The following is a 25,068-nucleotide window of genomic DNA, read 5'->3' on the forward strand; positions in this document are numbered from 1 at the left end:
CTTCATGGCACGAACCTGCTGTGAGCCTCCGCCTCCCGCGGAGCCGCCGCTTTCCGCCAAATCCTCGCTCGCGTTTTGCTCATCGCTGCAAGAGATGAGTACGGCGGAGGTCAACAGGAGCAGCGCGCGGGCGAAGTTGGCGGTGTTGAACATGTGAGCGGTCATTTCGTAAGGGCAGATTCATGAGCGATGCAGGGATGAAGTGGACGGGATTCAATTGCTGTACAGCAAGCCCCTGCCGGTGCCGCTGACGTAGATCCGGCCATAGACGTTCTGGTCGGCCGCCATGACGCCCATGCCGCCGAACTGGTGAGCGTCGTCGTTGAAGCGAGTCCAGGTCACGCCGGCGTCGTCGGAGCGGTACACCCCCCACACGCCCTTCGCCGCGCCCACCACGTAGACCGCTGCCGAGTACGCAGCGCCGGGCTTGGCCTTGCCCAATGCCACCAGGGTGGCGCCCTGCACGTCGGGCCACGGGTTGCTGCCCAGGATCGACGCAAACTGGCTCAGCTTCGTCCAGGTCGCTCCCGAATCCACCGAACGGTACACGGCGTTGCCGTCGGCCAGCCAAAGGTCGCCCTCGGAGTTGGGGTTGACCGCGAGCGAATTGTTCGAGAAGTAGCCGGGGGCCAGCCCCGCGGCCACCGAGCCCTGGCTCAGCGTGAACGTGTGGCCGCCATCCGTCGACACGTAGACCTTGCCCGGCGTGCCCCACCAATGGGCGCCGGAATCGTAGGCATAGACCTTGTTTGGGTTCTTGCGATCTGCGACCAGGTGGTAGGCGCGGGGGAAGATGCTGTTGATCGCCGGCAGATTGGTCGGCACCCAGGTGGCGCCGTTGTCCGTGGTGTAGGTCGGCACCGAGTAGCCCGGCGCCCAGACCGCCCTGTTGCGCGCGGTGACCGCGATGCTCGCTTCCCCACCCTTGTTGTCCGCGGCGCCCGGCGGGTAGGTGGCGAACTTCGCCCAGGTCTTGCCGCCGTCGCCGGACCACACGCCGTAGCTGGTGCTGTTGCCCAGGACGACGCCGATGGTGGCCATGTACTGCGGGTCCGACCACGCCATGTCGGCGGCAAAGCCGTTGCTCCAGCTGGTGGCCGGCGTCAGCGTCGGCTTGGTCGCGAGGTTGGTGTGCACCCAGGTGCCGATGTCGCCCGTACTGTTGATCACGGGGTACGTGGCGCCGGCCGGCGGCGTGGCCAGGCCCAGGACGGCAGTCTCCTCGATGCCGTCGTTCAGCTCGTTCCAGCTCGGCGTGGCCGAGGACGCGTTGCGGGTTTCCCAGACGCCGCCGCCATGTCCGTACAGGATGTGATCCCGGTTGGCAGGATCGATCTCGATGTCGTCGGGCCAGCCCCAGAAGGGCGCATCGGCCGGCGTATGCGGCATGGTGGCAGCGATCTCGCGCCAGTTGCGGCCGGCATCGTCGGACAGCCGGATGATTTGCTGGCCGCTGAAGCTGCCCCAGGTGTTGGTCACACCCAGCGCGATGCGCGTGGTCGAGCCGGTGCCGGAGACGGACACGCCGCCGTAGCCTGCGGAGTCGTTGCTGTCGAGCAAGGTCCAGTTGCTGCCGTCGAACTTGTAGAGACGGGCGGGACCACCGGCGCCCGGGCCGGTCTCCTTGGTGAAGGCCACATAGAACATGCCGTCTGCGGCGCGCACCATGTGCGGGATGTGATAGCCGGAGATCGGGACCGAGACCGGGGTCCACGAGGCGCCGCCGTTGCTGGACTTGTACAGGTTCGAGGCCAGGCCTGCTGTCTGGACGTAGTCCGGCGCGATGGGCGCGTAGATCGTCTGCGTGGCTGACCCGCTGCCCTTGGTGCCGGTGTCGTAGACGACCGTCTCGACGCCCATCGCGCTGTTCATGCCCAAGACATTGACCTGGTCCTGGGTCAACTTGGCGCTCGACAGCGACGTGACCTGGGCCCAGGTGAGGCCCGAGTCGGCGCTCTTCCACAGGCCAGCCGTGCGCGAGCCGTAGAACATCGTCGACGGCTTGTTGGGGTCGACCATCAGGCGTTCGCCCATGGCCCGGCCGGGGTTGTTGCCGCCCAGGGGGAAGGGCAGGGCGACGTAGGTCCAGCGGTCACCGCGGTCGCTGGAGATGTACAGGCGGCCGTTGCCCCCGGACGTGTACATGCCGGCGGCCAGGTAGACGAGCTGGTCGTTGTTCGGATCGACGGCGATGCTTTCGATGCCGTGGAACCGTTCCTCGCCTCCGCCGAAGCCCGGGCCGTCGGTGATGGGCGTCCAGGACGACGTGCCCTGGTTCCAGCGATAGGCACCACCGACGTCGGTGCGCGCGTACAGCAGATTGGCGGTGGTCGGATGGAAGACGAGGCCGCTAACGTAGCCGCCGCCGCCGAACTTCACGCTCTTCCAGGTGGTGGCCTGGGCAGGCGCAGGTGCGGGTGCGGGTGCGGGTGCGGACCCAACCGGTGCCGCCGCGGTGTCCGAGTCATGGCCTCCGCCGCAGGCAGACAGCACCATGGCGCACAGCAGTGCGCTTGTCGCAGTGGCGCGGTTGGGGCGTTGGCTCGGCATGCTCATCGTGAAGATCCTGTTGCGTCAACGTTGGTGCGGCGCGCCCATCGCATTCGACATGCTGCGCCCTCGATTTCGGCGCCAGTGTGTGAGTCGCGATGTCAGGAAAACTGACGAAACTTGCGGAGTCGACGGATGCCGCGCAGGGGCGTTGGCGCAGCGAGACGCCATGCAACAGGATGCAAATTCAGACCGATTCGATTGACATCGAACAGCGACTGGTCCGGCGCTCGGGTCCAGACCCAAAACGTCGCGGGCGTCTCGGTGACCCTCGCAGGCGCTGCGCGCACAGTCGACGCGACGAGGCCCCGGCGCCCGAGATCGAGCGCGTCTGGCGGCCCAACTTGCAGGTCTACGGTGGCGGAACAGCCGACTCCGCTGAGGACGCCGGCGTCCTCGTCCATCCGTGAAGGTCACTATCGGGCCGATTGGGCCCCTCCGTCCCTCGCCCTGGAAGTGGTCGTCCAGCGGTGAAGACCCAGCCGGCGACCGGCAGGTTGCAGGCGATGTCGCGAACATACCCTGTCGGCCAGAAGCAGAAGTTCGCCGGGGTCCGCTTTCTGGAGATGTCTCGTGGCTTGAGCCAAGTACGATATCGGGATGCTACTTCCGCCCGACCACGTTGGGCCGGACGAAACCCATGCTCACGCGACCGCCACTGATTCCAGGCTTTTCTGTGCGTCCAGTTCGGCTCGAAGACGCGGACTCTTGGGCCAGGTATGCGTGCCTGCCGGAGGTGAAGCGGTACACGAGTTCCACAGCTGAAACTGTGGACGACGTCCGAGCCGAGATTCGCCGCACGCTGGCTGGTGAGCCCAACACACCTCTGCGCTACGTGCTTCTCCAGGAGCGGAGTGAGGAAATCATTGCCACCGTCGGCTTCCACACCATCTCTGCCACGTTTGGCACAGCAGAGGTCACATACGATGTGGCACCTGACCATTGGGGGCAAGGCATCGCGACGGCTGCATGCCGGGCCGCTGCTCTTTGGGCCTTCGAAGTTAAGGGGTGGCACAGAATCCAGGCCACTACTGTCTTGCCAAACGTTCGATCGCAACGTGTTCTGGAACGATGCGGCTTCCAGCGGGAAGGCCTTGTTCGGAATTTCAGGCTCGTGCGAGGCACACCTACCGACTACTGGCTGTATGCCGCCATTCCCGGTGAGGTGCAGCGTGCGTCTTGACAACATTCATGCCCGCCAAGCCAGCGCTGCCGATACCGAACGCATCGGCGACATGCTGGCCGTCGCGTACGAACCGGTTATGCAACGTATGTCGAGCAATGACGCTGCGAGCTTTGCAGGGAATCTGCCTGGAGCGGTGGCACGGTACGCGAGTCTCGGCGTTTGGCTGCTCGCCGAACAGCAAGCTGAGCTTGTCGGCGCTGTGGCGTTCTTCGCGCCCGGCAGCACGAGCCATCCTCTGTATCAGGGCAACGTAGCCCACATTCAGCTACTGGGCGTCGTTCCCGCCTGCGCGCGCAAGGGAGCCGCGCGGTCCCTGATGGCAGAGTGCCTGTCGATGGCCAGAACCTCGGGCGCTTCGGAGCTCCTTCTTCAAACGAGCGAACTCATGCCCGAAGCTCGGCGCTTGTATGAGCGTCTTGGCTTCATTCTTCGCGCTGAGCTTCCCTCAGTATGGGGAGCACCAACCTACTTGCTCGCAAAGAATGATGTCCAGGCTTTTCACGTCCAACGTTGAACGACAACCATGCTTCGAACCATCGCCACACTTTGCGCCGTCATCCTTTCCGCGCTGGGCATTTCTTCCGCTCAGGCGCATGACGATCCGAGTACAAAGGAGAAGCTCTCTTTGAAGACTGGTGATCTCATCGTTCAGAAGGACACGAACGGCTGGTCGGCCATCAAGGTCCTGGCGGTTGATGCATGGCCCGACGGGTCAGCAGCAGCTCACTGCCTGACATTCAAATCGACCTCATCCAAGCCAACCGTTGAATCGCTTCGAAAGGCCTCGGTCTTGGCTTGGCATGCACCTATAGACGCAAGAAGTTTTAGTCAGGGGTGGGRGCGAATTGGAAATCAAGCTCCCTCCAAAGAAGAGCTCGTGGGCTTTATCGAGTACCTCAAGCTGACTGACTTTCCTCGCTACATCTCCTTCACAGGTCAAGATTCCAAAGAGATCGTTCGCAAAGCCAATGAGCATTACAAGCGGGCATATGCACTTGGTGACCAGGGAAAGAGAGAAGAGGCAATCGCAGAGTACAGCGAGGCAATCGACCTGTTCCCTTTGTTCTACGAAGCGATCGACAACCGCGCATTCACGTACATGGAGCTAGGGAAGAATCGAGAAGCCTTGCGAGACTTCGAGCAATCTCTGAGAGTCAACCCGAATGGTATGGCCGCATTTTTCTCCAAAGGGGAGTGCCTGATGAAACTTGGAGAGTTCAAAGCCGCTGAGGCAATCTTTCAAGAAGGTCAGAGCCGCTTCCCCGAACAACGAGCGACATTTACGAAGTTCTTGGAACAGGTACGCACTCTACGAAAAAACGGCTAACCCTTCCACCGCGAGGAAGTTGCTCGGCAAGCCGGTCATCGGTTCTCAGGCCAATCGTTGAGCGGCCGCTTTCTGGAGCCCCGCTTAGCCTGACCCAACTTCCGCTTTGGGTCGAGAGTTCCAGTTCGCGTGCCCGCACAGCGGACGTTCAACCGGACCTCGCCTCGATTGGGGCACGGCGCATTGACGATGTGTCCCTTCTGCCGCGAAACTCGACCGATCTCTTGGCTACCTCCGGCGCCCTGCAGTGCCCGCATCGAGGCAGCAAGCGGGCGGTCGATAGATCCAGGCGACAGACCGCAGCCGCTGCGGAGCAGCCCTTCGCTGCCCATGCTCTTGGCACTTGCCGCTACCCTGTCGAATCGGTATCCCGCAATGACGGTACGCGCGACGGCATTCCCTGCTTTCGCGAGGTGCTGGTCACCTCTGTACAGAGGGAGGCGGCGTACGGATTGATCATCGAGTGGGAGTGATTCGCGGCGGATCGGAGCGGTCTTCGACTGTTCGCGATTCGTTGGATTCTGAGCCGCCAGGCGCGCATCAGCTTGCCAGCGTCGCCGGCAGCAGGCGTTCGTATTCGCGCTTGACCACCGCATAGCACTCGCAGGTGCGCTGCTCCAGGCGCGGGCGGTCGATCACCGTGATGCGGCCGCGCCGGTAGCGGATCAGTCCGTCCGCCTGCAGGTGCCCCGCGGCCTCGGTGACGCCTTCGCGCCGCACGCCCAGCATGTTGGCGATCAGCTCCTGTGTCATCACCAGGTCATTGGACTTCAGCCGGTCCAGGCTGAGCAGCAGCCAGCGGCACAGCTGCTGGTCCAGCGAATGGTGGCGGTTGCACACCGCCGTCTGTGCCATCTGCGTGATCAGCGCTTGCGTGTAGCGCAGCAGCAGGTGCAGCACCGGGCCGGCTCGGTTGAACTCCTGCAGCATCAAGTTCGCGTTCAGCCGGTAGCCGAGCCCCGAGCTCTGCACCACCGCATGGCTGGGCGTCGAGCCCCCGCCCATGAAGAGCGAGACGCCGACCAGGCCCTCCGGCCCGACGATCGCGATCTCGGCCGAGGCGCCGTTCTCCAGCACGTACAGCAGCGAGACGATGGCGGTGGTGGGGAAGTAGACGTGGCTCAGGCGGCTGCCGGGTTCGTAGAGCACCTTGCCCAGCGGCATTTCGACGGATTCCAGCTGGGGCTGCCAGCGTGCCCACGCGGCCTCAGGCAACGCCGCGAGCAACTGGTTCAGTCGGGGGTCGCCTGCTGCATCCATCCGCTGCTCCGCTTCGGTTCGATCCGCGCGCCCGCCGGGGTGGCGGGCAGGGCAGGTGTTGGCGGGTCAAGCTGCAACCGGATCGAGGACGCCCGAGCCACTCGGGCGCACACGTCGCCTCGGGCAGTATAAGCACGGACCGTGGCGCGCATCCCGCACGCGCTATGCGCGCCATCGCACCGACGTCCCGGCCGCCGCCGTGCAGGCTGCAGTGACTCGATCCACTTCAAGCGCGACGCGGTCCGCCGCATCCAGGAGGCACCATGCCCAAGCGACTTCCCGAACGGGGCTACAGCAGCTACGCGGCCGCCGAGAACGCCTTCATCGCCGAGGGCGGGCACCTCGACCACCGCGCGGACCCGGACGAGCCCCTGGACGAACGCCCGGGCGAAGCCGAACCGTCCGAACGCACGCGTCTGATGGCGCAGTTCGCGATTCGCTACGACGGCAACCACTACAAGTGCAATGGCTTCCGCTACGTCCACCTGGGCGACGCGGTCAACTACGCGCGGTTGGTCTGTGCGCGCGAGGCCGATCAGGTGCGCCAGCGCGAGAGCGCGCACCCGGGCATCGACACGCCCAGCGACGCGGAGCGCAGCACCATGGCGGCGCTTGCGATCTCATGCAAGGACGGTGTCTATTCGTTCGCTGGCTTCGACTACCACCATCTCAGCGACGCGGTGCACTTCGCGACGCTGGCGCATGGCTCGGACGGGCAGGACCATCCCGGCTGAATCACTGCGCCGCCGCAACGGCGGCCATCGCGTTCGCTTCCGCCGTTGCGTCGGTCCGCAGCGGCAGCCTCACCGCGAAGCGGCTGCCACGTCCGAGCCCGTCGCTGTGCGCTTCGACGTTGCCGCCATGTGCCTGCACCAACTCGCGCACCACCGCCAGTCCGATCCCCATCCCACCGCGCCGAAGCGGTGCCAGGTCGTCCGCCTGCGTGAACAGGTCGAACACGTGCGGCAGTGTCCGCGACGACATGCCGGCGCCGTTGTCCAGCACCGTCACGACGGCGGTCTCGCCGTGCGCGGCCAGTGACAACAGGATCTCACCGCCGGACGGCGTGTACTTCGAGGCGTTGTCCAGCAGGTTGCCGATCACCTGCGCCAAGCGCAGCGCATCGCCTTCCACTTCGACCGGGGCTGCCGGCAATGCAAGCTGCAGCTTTTGCTGGCGTGCCACCAAGGAGGGGCGGAAGGACTCGGCCACGCCGGCCAGCAGGGCCACCATCTCGACGGCGGCGGGGTCGAGGTGGAACTTGCCGGTGCCGGCGCGCGAGCCGTCGAGCAGATCGTCCACCAGCCGCGCCAGGTGGGTCACCTGGCGTGTGATGACGCCCTGCAGCCGGATGAGGGCCGCCTCGTTCGTGCGTGCACCGAGCATCAACGCCGCAGCATTGTGGATCGGCGCCAGCGGATTGCGCAGCTCGTGCGCCACCACCGCGAAGCGCTGGACCTGGCGTCGTTGCGCTTCGCTTGACCGCACCAACGCGTCCTGCGCGGCGAGCGCCGAAATCACCAACTGCTCGTTCACGTCGACCAGGTTCGGCGGCTGCGGCTGCGGCTGCAGGGACGGGGCGTCCGCTTGCGACTCAGCGGCGTCAGCTTGACGATGGAACACGAAGCGCGCGCCACCGCTCCGCTTCGCGCGGTACATCGCTGCATCGGCCAACGAGATCAACGCAGGCCCGTTGGCGGCATCGTCCGGCCACAGTGCGATGCCGACGCTGGCCGACACGTTCAGGCACCGCCCGCCCACTTCGGCCGGTTCTGCCAGCGCAGTCAGCAGCTTGCCGGCGATCAGTGCCGCGTCGTTGGACTGCCCCAGCTCGGGCAGCAGCAGGACGAACTCGTCGCCGCCATAGCGACTCACGGTGTCCGATTCGCGCACCACCGATTCCAGCCGGCGTGCCACCAGCGTCAGCACGTCGTCGCCGACGGCGTGGCCGAGTTGGTCATTGATCGGCTTGAAGTGATCGATGTCGAGGAACAGCACTGCCAAGAGCGCAGTGCGTCGGCGCGCCTGCGCAATGGCCCCTTCGAGGCGATCCATCAGCAGCGTGCGATTGGGCACGCCGGTGAGCGCATCGCGTTGCGCCTGCTGCGACAGCTCGCCCAGATCGGTGGCCGCGGCCTCGGCCAGGCCCTCGGCGTGCATGGCCGCGAGCACCAGCTGTTCATTCGCTTCGAGCAGCACGTGCAGCAGCGCGAGGCCGGGCTCTTCCTGCAGCCGCGCCAGCGCCTCTTGCATGTCGAACAACTGCGCACGCGCTGCATCTGCCTGCGCGTTGATCTGCGCGACGACCTGTTGTGCGACGGCAATCTTGCGGCGCTCGGCTCCGCGGCTCATGGCCCTGCGATCCGGGGTGGGGCGTCAGCCATCGCGCGCGCCTGCGCCGATGCCATCGCGTCGCGCCATGCCGCGTGCATGGCCGCTCAACAGGCCTTCGGTATCGCTCAGCCGGGCCCCGATGCGGATGCCGTCGGCGTCGATATGGAACAGCCGCAACTCGTCCGAATGGGCGCTTGCGCGGACCTTGACGACCGCCATCGCGCGCTGGAGCCGGCTGTCGAGTTCGATGTAGCGTTGCACGATGATCGCGTCGGTGAGGAATGCGGTGCCATACGGGCTGAAACTCAGTTCGCTGTAGCGGTCCTCGAGCTCCGAGGTCATCAGAACGGTGACGCCGGTGGCGGCCAGCGCCCATACCATGCGCGATAGCGACTCGCGGAAGTCGGCCCGGAAGGTTGGCGCGAGCGCCAACTCGAAGCCCGACAGAGAATCGATGACCACGCGGCTTGCCTTCAGGCGCCGGATCTCGGCGATCAGCAGCATCGCGACCTCGTCGACCGAGACGTCCGAGGACTGCGCATCGACCATGGAGACGTGGCCACCGCGCAGCAACTCTGCGATGACCTGGCCGCGCGACGTCGCTGAGCGCTGCTCGAAGGCGGCAATCACGCCAGTCTCGCCGTGGCGCACGCCTTCGGCCAGGAAGGTCGCGGCGAGGATGCTCTTGCCGGAGCCCGATGGCCCGGCCACCAGCAGCGAGTAGCCGCGCGGCAGGCCACCGCCCAGCATCGTGTCGAGCGTGGCGATGCCCATCGACAGCCGCTGCGGCGGTGCGGCCGATGACGCTGCCGCGCCATTCGAGGCGATCGCCGGGCTCGCCGGCTCGATGCGGGCCTGCGGCGGCGGCGCAAACACCTGCAGTCCGGCGGCACTGATGCGGAAGGTGTGCAGGCCGGGCAGAGTCGGCTGACCGCGCATCTTGGTGATTTCCATCTTGCGCACCATCGAGTTGCGCTCGGTGCTCTGGCGCAGCCAGATCAGGCCGTCAGCCACGGTGAACACGGGGTTCGGATCGACCGCGGTGAAGTACTCGCCGATCAGGAAGGTGGTGGCCTGCCAGCTCGTCATCAGCACGCCCAGGTTCTGGACGAAGTGTTGCAGGTTCACGAAGCTGCCTTGCTCGCCGTGGCTGGCCATCATCACCGAGCGGAAGGAGTCGACGAACACCAGACCCGGCCCGCGCGCCTCCACCTCGGCGACGATGCGTGCCAGCACGGCCTGGAGGTCGCCGCCGACCACGTCGTCCGCCAGGTTCACGAAGCGGATCGAGCTGTTCAGCTTGCCGAGGTCGAAGAAGTCGAACTGCTGCTGGTAGCGCAGCATCTTGAGCGGCGGCTCGCCCAGCACGGTGAAGTAGAGCGCCGGGCGCTCGGGCGTCGCGAGCGCGAACATGATCTGGTGTGCGAGCGTCGTCTTGCCGCAGCCGGGTGGGCCGGCGATCAGGTTGAACGAGAACTCGGGCAGGCCGCCTCCCAGCACCTCGTCAAGCCCCGGAACGCCGGTGGCCATGCGATGGATGCTTGCTTTGCCGGTGGTCATGGAGAGGGGTCCTGTGCGGCATGGCCGCTGGCAGCGAGCTCCCGGACGGGAGCGAGCAGGCGATCGGTGAGGGTGCTGCCGATCAGCTGGTTCAGCAGATCGCAGAAGGTTTGCAGAACGTCGGCATGGGCGGCGGCTGCGGAATCCGTGCTTTGCCAGGACAGCGTCTCGCGCAGGCTTTCGGGCGTGCCGTCTGTCGCTGCGTCGAGCCAGGGGTGGCGGGCGCGCGCCAGGTGCAGGCTGCGCTTGTAGAGGGCCGCCACGCCGCGCACGCCGATGACCGGCGACAGCGCGCCATCGACACATAGCCAGACCTCGTGCGCCGCGGCTGCCACCTGCGAGGTGTCGGCGCGCGTGGGCGTTGCACGGTCGGATCGGCCGTTCTGGGAGGCCTGGACCTGGGTTGGCGGCGCGCGAGCCGGGTGGCGTGGCCGCTGGGCGCCGTTGGGCGAGGCGGGCGCTGGGGCATCGGAGGTGTCGTCGGCTTGCATTGCAGACGCGAGACTGGGCTGCATCGGGCACGGCGTCGGTGCGCTGGCGCACCGACGACCCCCGCTGCSGGGCGGTACGGCTGATCGCGACTCAGGTCGCGAACTCGCAGGTCAGGTGTGTCACCGTGCCGCGCCAGTAGGTCCTGGGGCCGGCAGGCAGGTGCCAGCTGACTTCGGCGTCCATCGGCAGCAACACGGCTGCGGCCAGCAGCAGGTGCCTGTCAGCCATGGCGAGGCTCCTTCGGCAGAGCGTCGGCGCGCACCTGCGTGCCGGCCGTGCCGTGCACCATGGCGACGATGTGCTCCAGCGAGCCGATGGCCGCGCGGCGCCCGGTCGCGTTCACGAAGTCGCAGGCGGCGGCCACTTTGGGGCCCATCGAGCCGGCGGCGAAATCCGACTGCTGCAGGTCCGACGGCGTGACGCGCCCGAGCGCGCGCTGCGTTGGCTTCCCGTGATCGAGGTACACCGCCTCGACATCGGTGGCGATCACCAGCAGGTCGGCGTGCAGTTCACGTGCCAGCAGGCTGCTGCACGCATCCTTGTCGATCACCGCATCCACGCCATGCAGCCGGTAGCAGTCACTTTCGGCTGCCACTGGGATGCCGCCGCCGCCGGCCGCGATCACCAACACGCCCTGGGCCAGCAGCCACTCGATGGGTTGCAGTCCCAGCACCCGCACCGGTGCCGGCGAGGCCACCACGCGCCGGAATCCCGGGCCGTCGGCTGCCATCGTCCACCCGTGGTCCTTGCCGATGCGCCGGGCCTGCGCTGCGTCGTACATCGGCCCGATCGGCTTGCTCGGCGCGGCGAAGGCAGGGTCGGCCAGGCTCACCTGGATGCGCGTCAACAAGGTGGCCAGCACGCGCGAGGGCAGCAGGTTGGCCAGTTCCTGCTCCAGCAGGTAGCCGATCATGCCGTCGGTCTGCGCGCCCAGCACGTCGAGCGGGTGCGGCTCGTTGCCGGCCTGCGCCGCCTGCAGCGCCAGCAGGCCGATCTGCGGGCCGTTGCCATGTGTGAGCACCAGGCGTGCTCCCTCGGCCACCAGCGCGATCTGCGCGGCGGCGCGCCGGATGTTGGCGAGCTGGTTCGCGCCGGTCGGTGGCTCGCCGCGGCGCAGCAGGGCATTGCCGCCCAGCGCGATGACGATCTTCATGCCTTCAAGCGACATGGCGTGGCTCCCAGCGCCAGTCGGCGATCTCCGGCATGTCGATGCCGTGGCGGTTCACATGGGCCCGGTGTTCCAGCAGCCGGTCGCGCAGGTGCTGTTGTGCGTGGCCGGCACGCTCGTGCACGCGCGGCACGCGGTCGATCGCATCGGCCGCCAGGTGGAAGCGGTCCAGCCGGTTCAGCACCGTCATGTCGAAGGGCGTGGTCGTCGTTCCTTCTTCCTGGTAGCCGTGCACGTGGAAGTTGCCGTGGCTGCGGCGCCGATAGACCAGCCGGTGGACCAGCCACGGGTAGCCATGGAAGGCGAAGATCACCGGCGCATCGGTGCCGAAGATCGAATCGAACGCCGCATCGGCCATGCCATGCGGATGCTCCGACGGCGATTGCAGCACCATCAGGTCGACCACGTTGACCACCCGCACCTTGAGCTCGGGCAGCACGCGGCGCAACAGGTCCACCGCCGCCATTGTCTCCAGCGTGGGCACGTCGCCGGCGCAGGCCATGACCACGTCGGGCGCCACGCCGGCATCGTTGCCGGCCCAGGTCCAGATGCCGGCGCCCTGGGTGCAGTGGCGCGCGGCTGCGTCCATGTCCAGCCATTGCAGTTCGGGCTGCTTGCCGGCGACGATCACGTTGACGTAGTTGCGGCTGCGCAGGCAGTGGTCGACCACCGACAGCAGCGTGTTCGCATCCGGCGGCAGGTAGACGCGCACCACCTCGGCCTTCTTGTTGACGACGTGGTCGATGAAGCCTGGGTCCTGGTGGCTGAAGCCGTTGTGGTCCTGGCGCCAGACGTGGCTGGTCAGCAGGTAGTTCAGCGAGGCGATCGGGCGCCGCCAAGGGATGCCGCGCGTCACCTTCAGCCACTTGGCATGCTGGTTGAACATCGAACCGACGATGTGGATGAAGGCCTCGTAGCAGGAGAAGATGCCGTGCCGCCCGGTCAGCAGGTAGCCCTCCAGCCAGCCCTGGCACAGGTGCTCGCTGAGCACTTCCATCACGCGCCCGTCGGCGCCCACGTGTTCGTCGCCGTCGACGATCTGTGCGCTGCTCATGCGATCGGTCACCTCGAACAAGGCGCCCAGCCGGTTCGACTGGGTCTCGTCCGGCCCCATCACCCGGAAGTTGCGATCGGCGGCGTTCAGGCGCATCACGTCGCGCAGGAACTGGCCGCTGACCCGCGTTGCCTCGGCGGTGACGGCGCCGGGGGCCGGCACCGTGACGGCGTAGTCGCGAAAGTCCGGCAAAGCCAGGTCCTTCAGCAGCAGGCCGCCGTTCGCATGCGGGTTCGCGCTCATGCGCTGCGCGCCGCGCGGCGCGATGGCAGCGATCTCGGCGCGCAGTGCGCCATGCTCGTCGAACAGCTCCTGCGGCCGGTAGCTGCGCAGCCAGTCTTCCAGCAGCGCGACGTGGGCCGGCTTGGTGGCGAAGTCGGTCAGCGGCACCTGGTGCGCGCGGAACGTGCCCTCGATCGGCACGCCGTCGACGCGCTTCGGCCCGGTCCAGCCCTTGGGCGAGCGCAGCACGATCATCGRCCAGCGCGGTCGGTGGCGAAAGCCCCCCGCGCGCGCCTCGGCCTGGATCGCGCGGATGCGGTCGAGCGCGGTGTCGAGCGCGTCGGCCATCAGCCGGTGCATCGTCATCGGGTCGTCGCCCGCCACGAACAGCGGCTCGTGCCCGCAGCCGCGCAGCAGCTGCGCCAGTTCGTCGTCGCCGATGCGCGCGAGCAGCGTCGGGCCGGCGATCTTGTAGCCGTTCAGGTGCAGCACCGGCAGCACCGCGCCGTCGCGCGCCGGGTTCAGGAACTTGTTCGAATGCCAGCTGGCGGCCAGCGCGCCCGTCTCGGCCTCGCCGTCACCGACAACGCAGCAAGCAAGCAGCGCGGGGTTGTCGAACACCGCGCCGTAGGCGTGCAACAGCGAGTAGCCCAGCTCGCCGCCCTCGTGGATCGAGCCCGGCGTTTCGGGGGCCACGTGGCTCGGGATGCCGCCCGGAAAAGAGAACTGCGTGAAGAGCCGCTTCAGGCCGGCCGCGTCGCAACTCACGTGCGGATAGACCTCGCTGTAGCGGCCCTCCAGGTAGGTGTTCGCCACCACGCCCGGCCCGCCGTGTCCGGGGCCGGCGATGAAGAGGGCATCGAGCGCGCGCGCAGTGATCACGCGGTTCATGTGCGCATAGACGAAGTTCAGTCCCGGTGTCGTGCCCCAGTGGCCGAGCAGGCGCGGCTTGATGTGCGACAACTGCAGCGGCTCGCGCAGCAGCGGGTTGTCCATCAGGTAGACCTGCCCGACCGACAGGTAGTTGGCGGCACGCCACCAGGCGTCCAGCAGGTGGAAGTCGGTGTCTGGTCCGGCGGTCGGACGGCCGATGAGGTCGAGTGGCATGGGATTCCCTTGATGCTTCATTCCGGGCGGGTGGCGTCGGGATTGACCAGATGCTGCAGCAACCGAAGCTGCTCCGACTGCACGTCGAGCAGTTCGCGCCATTGGTCTTCGCGCAGCAGGTCGAGCTTGTCGTGGAGCAGCATGATTTCCAGCTCGGCCTTCAGATTCACTTCGTAGTCGTGCTCCGCATGCGAGCGGTCTTTCTCCGCCTGGCGGTTCTGCGACATCAGGATGACCGGCGCCTGGATGGCCGCCAGCATGGACAGGAAGAGATTCAGCAGGATGTAGGGGTAGGGATCGAAGGTGCTGCCTTGCTGTGCCAGCAGCCAGGCGTTGAGCCCGACCCACACGACCATCGTCAGTCCGAACAGGCCGATGAACACCCACGAGCCGCCAAATCGCGCCACTGCGTCGGCCGCACGTGCCGAACGGCCAGGCGCCGGATCGGCGTCGTCTGTCGCCTGTCGCGCGATATGCGCGCGCTGCGCCACGTGGCGCGCCACCTTCTGCGTCCGTGCATCCAGCGAGACGTACGGCGCGCCGAGCAGTTCGGTGGCGATCGCATCGGCGTCTCGAGAGACGGTCGGCCGCCGGCTGCGCGACCGGGAGCCGTGCTTCGATTCAGCGCGCCTTGGCAATGCCGGTTTCATCGGATCTCGCAGTTGCCCGTCTCTATGCCCTGGCTTTCGGTGAAGCCCTCGATCATCGCGGTGAGCTGCGAGTGCATGCCGTCTCAGCCGACGGGTGGACCGTCGCACGTCTCGCCATCGTCGTCTGTCTGCCAGGGCACACAGCTCGCCATGAGTTCGAAGAAGCGTGGGGTGCGGCAGTCCTCGGCCTCACAATGCTTCGGATCGTTGGTCAGCGCGGACGGCCATGAGCGCACATCGCTGCTCATCGCTCATCCGACATGCGCGACAAGCTTTGTGAAGACGCGATGTGGCCTGGGGCAGTCAGTGCCAGGCCCAGGGGGTCAGTCTCATGCTCGACATCCAGCAGGTTGGTTGCAGCGTCCGCTGCTCGGCGAATCCATCGGCGCGCTGCGCATGAACGGGACGTCGGCACCGAGCGCTGCACGTACGGCGCGCATGCCACGCCACTGGCCCATCATCGCCGTCTTCGTCACGATGATCATCCTGCAGGCGTCGGTGGCGGCGTTCAGCATCCAGATGCTTTCCACGGTTCGAGCCTACGTCGCGGGGGAGAGCCTCTATTCCAAGGGGCAGAAGGATGCGCAGATCTACCTGCTGAGCTACGCCGAACAGCACCGGGAGGCGGACTACCAACAGTTCGTATCGGCGCTCGCGAATCCGCTTGGCGATCGCGCCGCACGCGAGGCGCTGCAACGAACGGAGCCGGACATCGCCGCCGCGAGGCGCGGGTTTCTGGATGGCGGCAATCATCCAGACGATATCGACGGCCTCATCCGCATGTTTCGCTTGTTCCAGCACGCTTCTTTCATGTCCACACCCATCGCCACCTGGACGCAGGGCGATCAGACGATCGAAGACATGCGCCGCCTGGTCGACCGTGCGCGGGAGCGAATCCTTGCTGGTGCCCCTCAGTCCGCAGAGGTCGACGAGATGCGCCGGAGGGCCCCGGAGCTGAACGAACAGCTCACTCGGCTTACCAACGCGTTCTCGCTCCAGCTGGGCGAAGCTTCCAGAACAACCCAACGGCTGCTGTTGGGTCTCAATGTCTTCTTCGCCTTCTTGCTGACAGTCTCTGGTCTCATCTTCATACGCCGGAGCGCTCGCCTCCAGGCGGCGGCCGAGCTCCGCATGGAACGACTGATCGATGCGGTGACCRACGGCGTCGTGACGGTGGACGACCAGCGAACGGTGGTCCTCTTCAATCGTGCCGCGGAGAGACTCTTCAGCGTGAGCGCTGCCGAGGCGTTGGGGACATCGGTCGACCGGTTCATGAGACTGCCTGACGGGGCGGCCGTCCCCTTGGTGCCGACGACTTCCGAGGCCCTTCTGGAACTCGAGGGAGCGCGTGAGGAGGGCGCCGGGTTCCCGGCTGAGGCGTCACTCTCGCGACTGGAAACCGAGCGTTCAGCGCTGACGACGATCGTATTGCGAGACGTGACGGCGAGGCGGTCGGCAGACACCGAGAGACGCGCTCGCGAAGCATCGGAGGCCTCCAACCGAGCGAAGACCGAGTTCCTCTCACGCATGAGCCACGAGTTGCGCACGCCGCTGAACGCGGTCATCGGTTTCTCCAGGCTGCTCCGGATGGACGCCTCCAGGCCGCTTTCCGTCGGCCAGCTCGAACGCGTTCAATACATCGAGAATTCCGGCGCCCACCTTCTGGCACTCGTCAACGATGTGCTCGATCTCTCACGAATCGAATCCGGGGGGATGGCGGTTTCGACTGAGGCCGTGCGACTGCTTCAGGTGGTCGAGGAAGCCGCCGCGATGGTGTCGCCCCTGGTGACAGCAGCCGGTATCCAGATCTTCCTGTCCGCCGCCGTCGTCAGCGGGCACAGCGATGCCGAGGCAAGCATCGTGGCGGCCGCTTGCGCGAAGGACATCGAAGTCAAGGCGGACCCGGTTCGCCTTCGGCAGGTGCTCGTCAATTTGCTGAGCAACGCCGTCAAATACAACAAGCCGGGTGGTCGCATCACGCTGACCTGGGAGGTCTGCGGTGCCGACTGCGTCGTGAGAATCATCGACACAGGGCACGGGATCGCTGCCGATCGACTCGCGAGCCTCTTCGAGCCGTTCAACCGCCTGGGGGCTGAATCGTCCACCGTGGAGGGGACCGGTATCGGGCTCGTTCTGTCGAGGCAACTCACCGAGATGATGGGAGGCACGCTCGTCATCAGCAGCGTCTGTGGCGAAGGGACGTGTGCGATCTTGTCCCTGCCGCTGTCAGAAACGCAGATCGTCCGTGCGGATCTCCCGCAGAGCCACAGAACCCCTGGCATCAACGGGCGCTCCCTGCGGGTGCTCTACGCAGAGGACAACGAGGTGAACGCCGAACTGGTACGCCAGATCGTCACATTGCGGCGCGGCGTGTCGCTTCGCGTCGCGACCAACGGCGAGCGCGCGCTCGAGATGGCACGGCTCGACGCCCCAGATCTGATGCTCGTCGACATGAACCTTGGTGACATGACGGGAATCCAGCTCGCCAAGGAACTGCAGCGGGATCGGTCCACTCGCGATATCCACCTGGTGGCACTTTCGGCCGACRCACTTCCGGAACAGATCAGGACCGCGCTTGGCTGCGGGTTCGAGAGCTACATGACAAAGCCGATCGTCCTCCAGGAACTGCTCGCGATGCTGGACAAGCACAGCGACGAAGCCTGCGCATAGCGCCCCGTCGCGATCGCAGAGCAGCGCCGGCGCTTGCGCGACCAGGCAAGTCGTGTAACCGTGCCATACACCATGGGCCGTCGACGAGCTTACAGGCACGATTCATGCGCCAATTCGGAACACAACCGTTGGAGATGCCATGTCTACCGAGTTTCGTCGAACAGGTAACTTGAAGAACATCGGCAGCTATCCGGTCTGGCTGCAGCGCGTCGTTCATGAATCGACGCCGCACAAGCGTCGCGTGGTCGAGCACGAGCTCTTCGCCCTCATGAGAGAGGCCAAGTTGCCGCTGCCGGCGATGCGGCGCTTCTTGATGGGCGTATGGCCGACCATTGAACAATTCCCCAGGTTCATGGCGATGAACCTGAAAAAGATGGGTTATGGCGACAGCGTGGGCGAGGACATGGCGCGGCGCTATCTGATTCAGAACATTCGCGTCGAACAGAAGCACTCCGAGCATTGGGCCACCTGGGCTGGAGCAGCAGGGTTGACGCTCGACGACCTGCGATCCGGGGATGATGCAGAAGAACTCGAGGCCTTGGCTCACTGGTGCTGGTATGTCTGCGACAAGGCGAGTCTTGCGGTCGCGATGGCCGCGACGAACTATGCAGTCGAAGGCGCGACGGGTGAGTGGTCGTGCGTGGTTTGCTCGAAGGACACCTACGCAAAATCGCTCCCGGACGACATTCGCGTTCCAGCGATGCGATGGCTGAAGGTCCATGCCGAGTACGACGACACGCATCCCTGGGAGGCGCTGGACATTGTTGCGACATTGCTCGGCCACGCGCCGTCGAGTGCGGATGTGGCCGCCGTGCGGCGTGCGGTCCGGTCGAGCTACCGCTACATGGAGATGTCGCTCGACAGTGCGATGATGGCAGCGGCGCGCGGCGGTTTCGACGAAACGGCTTCCAACGCATCGACATTGGGTGCCTTCGATGCACTCAATGCTGCGTAGAAGGAAGTCAGCGCCCATCGGCCCGCAATGTGCGCTGGCGTACCGAAGGCATCCAGCGGGCGGCCTACAGTTCCTGAACGGCTCAAGCCAATGGGTCACGTCGGGAGTCTGCGATGCAAGCCGAGAGGGGACGAGTCACCTTGACGCCTTCAAACGAGGTTGTCGTGATCGACAACGGCGTTGTGAATCAGGAGTGGTGCGTGGACTTCGCGCGGATCTATGCCGCGCTCGAGAGTTGCACATCGGTTCAAGGCGGACGAGTGGCATCGATACTGCACAAGRCGCTGGGTCTGTTGCCGCCGCTCACCGCCGTCGGCATTGTGTTGGCTGACGACGATCTCCTCGCGGCGCTGCGAGTCGTGGTCCACGAGGTGCGAGGCGACTCGCAGCCTGCATATCCGCATCCGACGCCATTCTCTGCGCTGGTGCATCGCGCTTGACCTTTTCTCAAGCGCGCCCGACGACGACCTCGCCCAGCGGAATCGTCTCGCGTCGCGGCGCCACCCACAGGCGGAATACGAACCAGGCGATCAGCAAGGCGCCGACGCTGAACACCGTGTCGCCGGGCACGCGCATCCATACCAGCAAATGGACGATGGGCTTGCCCATGAATTCGGCTGAACGCGCATACCAGTAGCCGTTCTCCAGCGCAGCCTGCAATTGCAGCACGCCCAGTGGCAGCAAGGTCAGCAGGGCCATCAGCGCCAAGCCGATGCTCAGTCCCCAGAATGCGCCAGCCAGCGTCCCGTTGTTCCACTGCACCTCGGGCTTGAGCCCACGCAGGCAGAACAGCATCAGCCCGATGCCCAGCATGCCGTAGACGCCGAACAGCGCCGTGTGGCCGTGCAGCGCGGTCAGGTTCAGGCCCTGCATGTAGTACAGCGCCAGCGGCGTGTTGATGAGAAAGCCGAACAGGCCCGCGCCGACCAGGTTCCAGAAGCTGACGGCCAGGAAGAACAGGATCGGCCAGCGGTAGCGCTGCATCCACGGCGTGGCCTGGCCATGGCGCCAGGTCTCGTAGGCCTCCAGGCCGATCAGCGCCAGCGGCACCACTTCCAGCGCCGAGATGCTGGCGCCGAGCGCAACCACCGCCGTGGTGGTGCCCGCGAAGTACAAGTGGTGGAAGGTGCCGAGGATGCCGCCCGACATGAAGACGATGGTGGCGAAGAGCACGTTGACCGTCGCCGTCTTTCCGCGCACCAGCCCGAGCTTGACGAACAGGAAGCTGATGACGGCGATCGCGAAGACCTCGAAGAAGCCCTCGACCCAGAGGTGCACGACCCACCAGCGCCAGTACTCGACCATCGACAGATGGGTGTGCTCGCCCCACATCAACCCGGCGCCGAACAGCAGCCCGATGGCGACGGTGGAAAGGAACAGCAAGCCGACGATCGACGACATTTCGTCCTTGCGCACGAGCGCCGGCCACAGCGCGCGGCCTACCAGCACCAGCCACAGCAACAGGCCGATGAACAGGAACCATTGCCAGAAGCGGCCGATGTCGACGTATTCCCAGCCTTGGTGGCCGAACCAGAAGTTGTTGGCCAGGCCCAGCTTCTGCATCACGGCGAACCACTGCCCGGTGAACGCGCCGACGACGATGACGACCAGGCAGGCGAACAGCAGGTTGACACCCAGGCGCTGGTACTTCGGTTCGTGCCCCGAGATCGCCGGGCCGATGTACAGGCCCGTCGCGAGCCACGCGACAGCGATCCACAGCACCGCCAGCTGTGTGTGCCAGCTGCGCGTCAGCGCGTAGGGCAGCACCTCGGACAGCGCGATGCCATAGGCGTTCTGACCTTCGACCTGGTAGTGCGCCGTGGTGGCGCCGAGCAGGATCTGCAGGAGGAACATGGCGACCACGAGCCAGAAGTACTTGGCCGTGGCCTTCATCGACGGCGTCGGCACCAGCCCGCTCAGCGGGTCTTGCTTCGGCGCAGCGAGCGCCTCGACCTTGTCCTTGTGATGCCAGACCGCGTTGTGCCAGGCCAGAAGGGCGATGCCGGCGAGCATGAACAGCACGCTGAACACGGTCCAGATGAAGGTCGGCGCGGTTGGCGTGTTGCCGACCAGCGGCTCGTAGGGCCAGTTCTGCGTGTAGCTCATCGCCTCGCCAGGACGCTCGGTGACCGCCGCCCAGCTGGTCCAGAAGAAGAACGCGCCGAGCGCGCGGCGGTGTTGCGCATCGGGCACCGTGTCCTCTCGCATCGCATAGCCTTCGCGCAGCGCATGGGTGGCTGGATCGTTCGAGAACAGGCTCGAGTAGTGCGACGCGACCCGCGTGATCGCCTGCGCGCGTTCGGCCGGAACGACGATGTGGCCGCTGGCGGCGTCGAACGTATTGCGCCGAATCAACGGGCGCAACTCGGCTTGCACGCGGGCTTGCTCGCCGGGGCCCAGATCTGCGTAGGCCATGTTGTTTGTGGCACGCGCGCGCAGATCGAACCACGCCGTGGCTTCGCGGTGCAACCAATCCGCTGACCAGTCCGGTGCCACCAGCGCACCATGGCCCCAGATCGAGCCGAGTTGCTGGCCGCCGATGCTTTGCCACACCTGGCGGCCGAGCTCGATGTCGGTGCGCGTGTAGACGATGTCGCCACGCTCGGTGACAACGGCTTGCGGCATTGGCGGTGCCTGGCGGTGGATCTCGGTGCCCATCCAGAGCAGCACGCCGAAGCCGACGATGAGCAGGGTGCAAAGCCCCAACCACAGCCTACCGGTAGTCGACATGGAACGATCTCCCTGGGTGGACATGCGCTGGCGGCCGCGACCGGATGTCGTGGATCCCCAAGCATCCGGCCGCACGAGGAAGCCGAAGCCCGCCGCGCTTTGCGATCGTCTTCAAGTCGGGAGGGCGCCGGCTGTGCGACAGCGCACATTGCGACTTCGACGAGTTGGCTGCCATCGTCCGGCGAAATGTTGTACCTCCCACGATGAGCGTATAAGCGTAATTGGTGCCTTGCACCATCGAACGCGCGATTCGCGAACGCTTTGCAGCCAGCGAGCCGAGTCATGGCCACGCACCTTCCAGACTTCCGCAATGTCGACGCGACTGCATCTGTCGGATACATCGCGGAAGTGCGCCGTCAAGAGAGGTTGCTCAGCACCGGCGCGCTGCAGAACGCGATTCTCAACAGTGCTAATTTCTCGAGCATTGCGACCGATGCGAAAGGGGTCATCCAGATCTTCAACGTAGGCGCAGCTCGGATGCTGGGCTACGCCGCCATCGACGTGACGAACAAGATCACGCCAGCCGACATCTCCGATCCTCAGGAACTGATCGTGCGCGCAGAAACGCTGAGCGCCGAGCTCGGGATTTCCATTGCGCCTGGGTTCGAGGCACTGGTGTTCAAGGCTTCGCGCGGCATCGAAGACATCTATGAGTTGACGTACCTTTGCAAGGACGGCACCCGCCTGCCCGCGGTGGTGTCGGTCACCGCGTTGCGTGACCCACAGGAAGGCATCATCGGCTATCTCCTGATCGGCACCGACAACACGGCCCGCAAGCTGGCTGAGGCCGCGCTGGTCAAAGCCGGGGCCTTGGAGAAGGCGATCTTCAACAGTGTCAATTTTTCGAAGATTGCCACCGATGCGAAGGGCGTGATCCAGATATTCAACGTCGGCGCAGAGCGGATGCTGGGCTATTCGGCTGTCGACGTGATGGACAAGGTCACGCCTGCCGATATTTCCGATCCAGGCGAATTGATAGCGCGTGCCAAGACCTTGAGCAACGAGTATTCGACGAACATTGCGCCTGGATTCGAGGCGCTGGTGTTCAAGGCATCTCGCGGCATCGAGGACATCTATGAACTGACCTACATCCGCAAGGACGGCACGCAATTTCCGGCGGTCGTCTCGGTGACGGCCTTGCGCGATGCCGCGGAAAGGATCATCGGCTATCTGCTGATCGGCACCGACAATACCGTGCGCAAACGGCTGGCCGATGAAGTCGAGCGGCACCGTCATCACCAGGAAGTCGAAACGCGTCGCGCCAACGCCGACTTGCAGGAGTTCACCTACGTCGCCTCGCATGATTTGCGGTCGCCCTTGCGCGGCATCGCCGACCTGGTCGAGTGGATCACGGAAGACCTGGGCACCGATCCGCCGGGCGATGTGAAGCGCAACCTGGGCCGGGTCGGCCAGCGCATCGTGCGCATGGAACGCCTGATCGACGACTTGCTGAGCTATGCGCATGCCGGCCACGCCGCGACGCAGCGCTCGCTCGTCGACCTGAACGAGATGGTGCGGGCATCCTCGAGATCCAGCCGTTGCCACCCGCCTTCCGGGTCGAGCTGGCCATCGGCGTGCAGCCCTTCCAGGCCATCGCCGCACCCTTGGAAACAGCACTGCGCAACCTGCTCGGCAACGCGATCAAGCACCATGACGGCGTCGACGGACGCCTGCGTGTGGAGGCGCGGCGCGATGGCTACTACTGCGAGATCAGCGTTGTCGACGATGGTCCCGGCGTCCCGCCGCAGGCATGCGAGCGCATCTTCAAGCTGTTCCAGACGCTGCACATCACCGAGCGCGGCAACAGCGGCATCGGCCTGGCATTGACCAAACGGCTGATCGAGGTGCACGGCGGTCGCATCGAGTTGATCTCTCCGGTCGCGTCGGGACGCGGCGCCTGCTTCCGCTTCTGGTGGCCCATGATTCCCGAGTCTGCCGGCCGTGATTCACACCTGAGTGGAAACCCATGACTGAAAAACTCAACCTCACCATCGTGCTGGTCGAGGACGACGACGTGGCTGCCGAATCGGTGATGCGCGGCCTCAATCGCAGCGGTGTCAGTGCTCCCGTGGTGTGGGCACAGGATGGCGAGATGGCGCTGCGTGTGCTCCGCGGTGCCGATCCCGAACGCTGCGCGGAGCGACCTCGGGTCGTGCTGCTGGATCTGAACATGCCGCGCATGAACGGCTTCGAATTCCTGCAGCACGTGCGTGCCGACCCGCTACTGCGCGACGAGGTGGTCTTCGTACTCACCACCTCGGACACTGATGCCGACCGCATGCGCGCCTATCACGAGAATGTCGCCGGCTACATGGTGAAGGCTTCGGTCGGCCCGCAGTTCGCCAAACTGGCGCAGCTGCTGCAGTCCTATCGGCTGGCGGTGCGCTTGCCATGAATGCTGCCGCGACCCGGGGCTCGTCGGCGAGCATGGCCCAACGTCTGTCGATCCACTTGCTCGTCATTGACGACGACGAYGTCGACCGCGAGCGCGTGCTGCGCCTGTTGACGCGATCGAACCTGAACCTGCAGACGATGGAGGCGGCAACCGGTACCGAGGCGCTGCGCATGGTGCGCGAACATGAATTCGACTGCGTGATGCTGGACAACCAGCTCGGCAGCGCCAGCGGCGCGGAACTGCTGCCTGCCCTGCACCGCGAGTCGCTGCGCGACTGCCCGATCATCATGGTCACCGGTGCCGGCAACGAGGCGCTGGCGGTGCAGGTTCTGCGCAACGGAGCGGTCGACTACCTGTCCAAATTCCAGCTCAGCACCGAAGTTCTGACGAGCGCCATCCACCGTGCGCTGGAGCACCAGCAAATGCTGCAGGAGATCGAAGTCCTGCAGACGCAGCTGCAGCAACGCGTCGACGTTCAGGCCATACAGATCGTCGAGCGAGAACGGGACCTGCGTGCGATCCTGGATCACACGCCCAGCGTCATCGGCTACTGGGACGCCAAGCTGTGCAACCGTTTCGGCAACCGGGCGCATCGAAGCTGGCTGGGGCTCAACCCGCGAACCCTCCCAGGAATGCATCTGCGCGACGTGATCGGGCCGCTGCACTTCGCGCGAAACGAGGACCGCATCCATGCGGTGCTGCAGGGCCGGGTGCAGACGTTCGAGCGCGAGTTCGCCACTGCCAACGGCGTGGCGCGTCACCTTCAGTTCAATCTGCGGCCCGACCTCGATGACGCCGGCGCGGTGCGCGGCTTCTACGCCACTGCGACCGAGATCAGCGCGATCCGGCAGGCCCAGTCGCGTGCCGAAGAATCGGCTCACTTCGCCGAAGCGGTGATCGACAACGATCCGGTCGGCTGCGGGGTGTACCGCATCGACGGGCACTGCGCAATGTCCAACCGCGCACTGGACAGCGCGCTCGGCGCCGACGCGCAGCGGCTCAAGACCGTGGGGCTGTGGGCCTGGTTGGCACAGCGGGCGCCGCTGATGGTTGCTCCGGCCCGGGCCACGATGGAGGACGGCCAGACGCGACGCTGCGAACTCGATCTGGCCGGCGAGCTGAGTGACGATGCCGCGTCCGTGCGCCTGGATTGCAGGCTGGCGCGCATCCTGCGCGAGGGCCAACCTCACCTGCTGCTGTTCGCCGATGATGTCACCGAGCAGGGCAAGGCGCTGGAAGCGCTGGTTGCAGCGCGCGATCTGGCCGAGGATGCCGCCCGTACCAAGAGCGCCTTCCTGGCCAACATGAGCCACGAGATCCGCACTCCGATGAATGCGATCGTCGGACTCAGCCGGCTGGCGCTGGAAGACGCGCTGCCGACGGGCGCTMGCGATGATCTCGACCTGTC

Annotated in this window: 21 protein-coding genes and 1 pseudogene; 11 read left to right on the forward strand and 11 right to left on the reverse strand. The window is 65.8% G+C overall.

Going from position 1 to position 25,068, the window contains the following annotated elements:
- Window positions 1-213 precede the first annotated feature (213 nt).
- Window positions 214-2,556, reverse strand: a complete 2,343-nt coding sequence (locus AC1DXV_RS14370; RefSeq protein WP_477934141.1) for a beta propeller repeat protein — start codon at window positions 2,554-2,556, stop codon at window positions 214-216.
- 634 nt (window positions 2,557-3,190) lie between these two features.
- Between AC1DXV_RS14370 and AC1DXV_RS14375 the strand changes: the two genes are divergently transcribed.
- Genes AC1DXV_RS14375 through AC1DXV_RS14385 form a run of 3 tightly spaced genes read left to right on the forward strand, consistent with a single transcriptional unit; the run spans window position 3,191 to window position 5,063 of the window.
- Complete coding sequence (locus AC1DXV_RS14375) at window positions 3,191-3,733, forward strand: GNAT family N-acetyltransferase (protein WP_477934143.1); 543 nt, start codon at window positions 3,191-3,193, stop codon at window positions 3,731-3,733.
- Window positions 3,723-4,250, forward strand: a complete 528-nt coding sequence (locus tag AC1DXV_RS14380; RefSeq protein WP_477934145.1) for a GNAT family N-acetyltransferase — start codon at window positions 3,723-3,725, stop codon at window positions 4,248-4,250. Before AC1DXV_RS14375 ends, AC1DXV_RS14380 begins: the two co-directional genes overlap by 11 nt.
- 9 nt (window positions 4,251-4,259) lie before the next feature.
- Entirely contained in the window at window positions 4,260-5,063 is an 804-nt protein-coding gene (locus AC1DXV_RS14385) for a tetratricopeptide repeat protein (protein ID WP_477934147.1), read from the forward strand.
- Window positions 5,064-5,603: 540 nt separating this feature from the next.
- Here the strand turns inward: AC1DXV_RS14385 and AC1DXV_RS14390 are convergent.
- Window positions 5,604-6,323: a Crp/Fnr family transcriptional regulator gene (locus tag AC1DXV_RS14390; RefSeq protein ID WP_477871317.1), complete on the reverse strand. Its 720-nt coding sequence runs from the start codon at window positions 6,321-6,323 to the stop codon at window positions 5,604-5,606.
- Window positions 6,324-6,586: 263 nt separating this feature from the next.
- Between AC1DXV_RS14390 and AC1DXV_RS14395 the strand changes: the two genes are divergently transcribed.
- Window positions 6,587-7,057 (forward strand): hypothetical protein, encoded by a 471-nt coding sequence (locus AC1DXV_RS14395; protein ID WP_477871315.1) that lies wholly within the window; start codon window positions 6,587-6,589, stop codon window positions 7,055-7,057.
- 1 nt (window position 7,058) lies between these two features.
- Here AC1DXV_RS14395 and AC1DXV_RS14400 read toward each other — a convergent pair whose 3' ends face one another.
- The 8 genes from AC1DXV_RS14400 to AC1DXV_RS14435 all read right to left on the reverse strand — a co-directional run bounded on the left by AC1DXV_RS14400 (window position 7,059) and on the right by AC1DXV_RS14435 (window position 15,158).
- Window positions 7,059-8,675 carry a sensor histidine kinase gene (locus AC1DXV_RS14400; protein ID WP_477934149.1) on the reverse strand — a complete coding sequence of 539 codons (1,617 nt, stop codon included), beginning with the start codon at window positions 8,673-8,675 and terminating at the stop codon, window positions 7,059-7,061.
- Between the two features lie 24 nt (window positions 8,676-8,699).
- Window positions 8,700-10,217: an ATPase domain-containing protein gene (locus AC1DXV_RS14405; protein WP_477873530.1), complete on the reverse strand. Its 1,518-nt coding sequence runs from the start codon at window positions 10,215-10,217 to the stop codon at window positions 8,700-8,702.
- Entirely contained in the window at window positions 10,214-10,708 is a 495-nt protein-coding gene (locus AC1DXV_RS14410) for a hypothetical protein (RefSeq protein WP_477934151.1), read from the reverse strand. Before AC1DXV_RS14410 ends, AC1DXV_RS14405 begins: the two co-directional genes overlap by 4 nt.
- Before the next feature lie 91 nt (window positions 10,709-10,799).
- On the reverse strand, window positions 10,800-10,937 hold the full coding sequence (locus AC1DXV_RS14415; protein WP_477934153.1) for a hypothetical protein: 138 nt from the start codon (window positions 10,935-10,937) through the stop codon (window positions 10,800-10,802).
- Entirely contained in the window at window positions 10,930-11,862 is a 933-nt protein-coding gene (locus AC1DXV_RS14420; RefSeq protein ID WP_477869188.1) for a carbamate kinase, read from the reverse strand. The genes AC1DXV_RS14415 and AC1DXV_RS14420 overlap by 8 nt, the downstream gene beginning before the upstream one ends.
- Before the next feature lie 4 nt (window positions 11,863-11,866).
- Window positions 11,867-14,260, reverse strand: a complete 2,394-nt coding sequence (locus tag AC1DXV_RS14425; protein WP_477934155.1) for a phosphoketolase family protein — start codon at window positions 14,258-14,260, stop codon at window positions 11,867-11,869.
- A 17-nt stretch (window positions 14,261-14,277) separates the two neighbouring features.
- Complete coding sequence (locus AC1DXV_RS14430) at window positions 14,278-14,910, reverse strand: DUF1003 domain-containing protein (RefSeq protein ID WP_477869182.1); 633 nt, start codon at window positions 14,908-14,910, stop codon at window positions 14,278-14,280.
- An 83-nt stretch (window positions 14,911-14,993) separates the two neighbouring features.
- On the reverse strand, window positions 14,994-15,158 hold the full coding sequence (locus tag AC1DXV_RS14435) for a hypothetical protein (protein ID WP_477869180.1): 165 nt from the start codon (window positions 15,156-15,158) through the stop codon (window positions 14,994-14,996).
- 106 nt (window positions 15,159-15,264) lie between these two features.
- Here AC1DXV_RS14435 and AC1DXV_RS14440 point away from each other — a divergent pair, with 106 nt between their 5' ends.
- The 3 genes from AC1DXV_RS14440 (at window position 15,265) to AC1DXV_RS14450 (ending at window position 18,975) form a co-directional block, all read left to right on the forward strand.
- A complete protein-coding gene (locus tag AC1DXV_RS14440; protein WP_477934157.1) occupies window positions 15,265-17,580 on the forward strand; it encodes an ATP-binding response regulator in 2,316 nt (771 codons plus the stop codon).
- Window positions 17,581-17,719: 139 nt separating this feature from the next.
- Complete coding sequence (locus AC1DXV_RS14445; protein ID WP_477934159.1) at window positions 17,720-18,535, forward strand: iron-containing redox enzyme family protein; 816 nt, start codon at window positions 17,720-17,722, stop codon at window positions 18,533-18,535.
- A gap of 164 nt (window positions 18,536-18,699) precedes the next feature.
- Window positions 18,700-18,975 (forward strand): hypothetical protein, encoded by a 276-nt coding sequence (locus AC1DXV_RS14450; RefSeq protein ID WP_477934161.1) that lies wholly within the window; start codon window positions 18,700-18,702, stop codon window positions 18,973-18,975.
- Window positions 18,976-18,982: 7 nt separating this feature from the next.
- On the opposite strand, the gene AC1DXV_RS14455 is transcribed toward AC1DXV_RS14450, so the two are convergent.
- On the reverse strand, window positions 18,983-21,265 hold the full coding sequence (locus AC1DXV_RS14455) for a nitric-oxide reductase large subunit (RefSeq protein ID WP_477934163.1): 2,283 nt from the start codon (window positions 21,263-21,265) through the stop codon (window positions 18,983-18,985).
- A gap of 282 nt (window positions 21,266-21,547) precedes the next feature.
- Here AC1DXV_RS14455 and AC1DXV_RS14460 point away from each other — a divergent pair.
- From AC1DXV_RS14460 to AC1DXV_RS14475, 4 genes and pseudogenes are all read left to right on the forward strand, one after another.
- Window positions 21,548-22,720: pseudogene (locus tag AC1DXV_RS14460) on the forward strand (PAS domain-containing protein); the annotation flags it as partial.
- Window positions 22,721-22,839: 119 nt separating this feature from the next.
- On the forward strand, window positions 22,840-23,235 hold the full coding sequence (locus tag AC1DXV_RS14465; RefSeq protein WP_477934165.1) for a sensor histidine kinase: 396 nt from the start codon (window positions 22,840-22,842) through the stop codon (window positions 23,233-23,235).
- Window positions 23,232-23,660 (forward strand): response regulator, encoded by a 429-nt coding sequence (locus AC1DXV_RS14470; RefSeq protein WP_477867496.1) that lies wholly within the window; start codon window positions 23,232-23,234, stop codon window positions 23,658-23,660. The genes AC1DXV_RS14465 and AC1DXV_RS14470 overlap by 4 nt, the downstream gene beginning before the upstream one ends.
- The coding region (locus AC1DXV_RS14475; RefSeq protein WP_477934167.1) for a PAS domain-containing protein at window positions 23,657-25,068 on the forward strand (1,412 nt) is incomplete at its 3' end. The genes AC1DXV_RS14470 and AC1DXV_RS14475, both read left to right, overlap by 4 nt.

Source organism: Rhizobacter sp. P3_C12 (assembly GCF_056402735.1).

Bases quoted from the DNA above. Each gene is read 5' to 3' on its own strand.
- AC1DXV_RS14370 (WP_477934141.1), bottom strand. From the start codon at position 2,556: ATGAGCATGCCGAGCCAACGCCCCAACCGCGCCACTGCGACAAGCGCA.
- AC1DXV_RS14400 (WP_477934149.1), bottom strand. From the start codon at position 8,675: ATGAGCCGCGGAGCCGAGCGCCGCAAGATTGCCGTCGCACAACAGGTC.
- AC1DXV_RS14430 (WP_477869182.1), bottom strand. From the start codon at position 14,910: ATGAAACCGGCATTGCCAAGGCGCGCTGAATCGAAGCACGGCTCCCGG.
- AC1DXV_RS14395 (WP_477871315.1), top strand. From the start codon at position 6,587: ATGCCCAAGCGACTTCCCGAACGGGGCTACAGCAGCTACGCGGCCGCC.
- AC1DXV_RS14390 (WP_477871317.1), bottom strand. From the start codon at position 6,323: ATGGATGCAGCAGGCGACCCCCGACTGAACCAGTTGCTCGCGGCGTTG.
- AC1DXV_RS14470 (WP_477867496.1), top strand. From the start codon at position 23,232: ATGACTGAAAAACTCAACCTCACCATCGTGCTGGTCGAGGACGACGAC.
- AC1DXV_RS14405 (WP_477873530.1), bottom strand. From the start codon at position 10,217: ATGACCACCGGCAAAGCAAGCATCCATCGCATGGCCACCGGCGTTCCG.
- AC1DXV_RS14420 (WP_477869188.1), bottom strand. From the start codon at position 11,862: ATGAAGATCGTCATCGCGCTGGGCGGCAATGCCCTGCTGCGCCGCGGC.
- AC1DXV_RS14455 (WP_477934163.1), bottom strand. From the start codon at position 21,265: ATGTCGACTACCGGTAGGCTGTGGTTGGGGCTTTGCACCCTGCTCATC.
- AC1DXV_RS14445 (WP_477934159.1), top strand. From the start codon at position 17,720: ATGTCTACCGAGTTTCGTCGAACAGGTAACTTGAAGAACATCGGCAGC.
- AC1DXV_RS14375 (WP_477934143.1), top strand. From the start codon at position 3,191: ATGCTCACGCGACCGCCACTGATTCCAGGCTTTTCTGTGCGTCCAGTT.
- AC1DXV_RS14435 (WP_477869180.1), bottom strand. From the start codon at position 15,158: ATGAGCAGCGATGTGCGCTCATGGCCGTCCGCGCTGACCAACGATCCG.
- AC1DXV_RS14415 (WP_477934153.1), bottom strand. From the start codon at position 10,937: ATGGCTGACAGGCACCTGCTGCTGGCCGCAGCCGTGTTGCTGCCGATG.
- AC1DXV_RS14410 (WP_477934151.1), bottom strand. From the start codon at position 10,708: ATGCAAGCCGACGACACCTCCGATGCCCCAGCGCCCGCCTCGCCCAAC.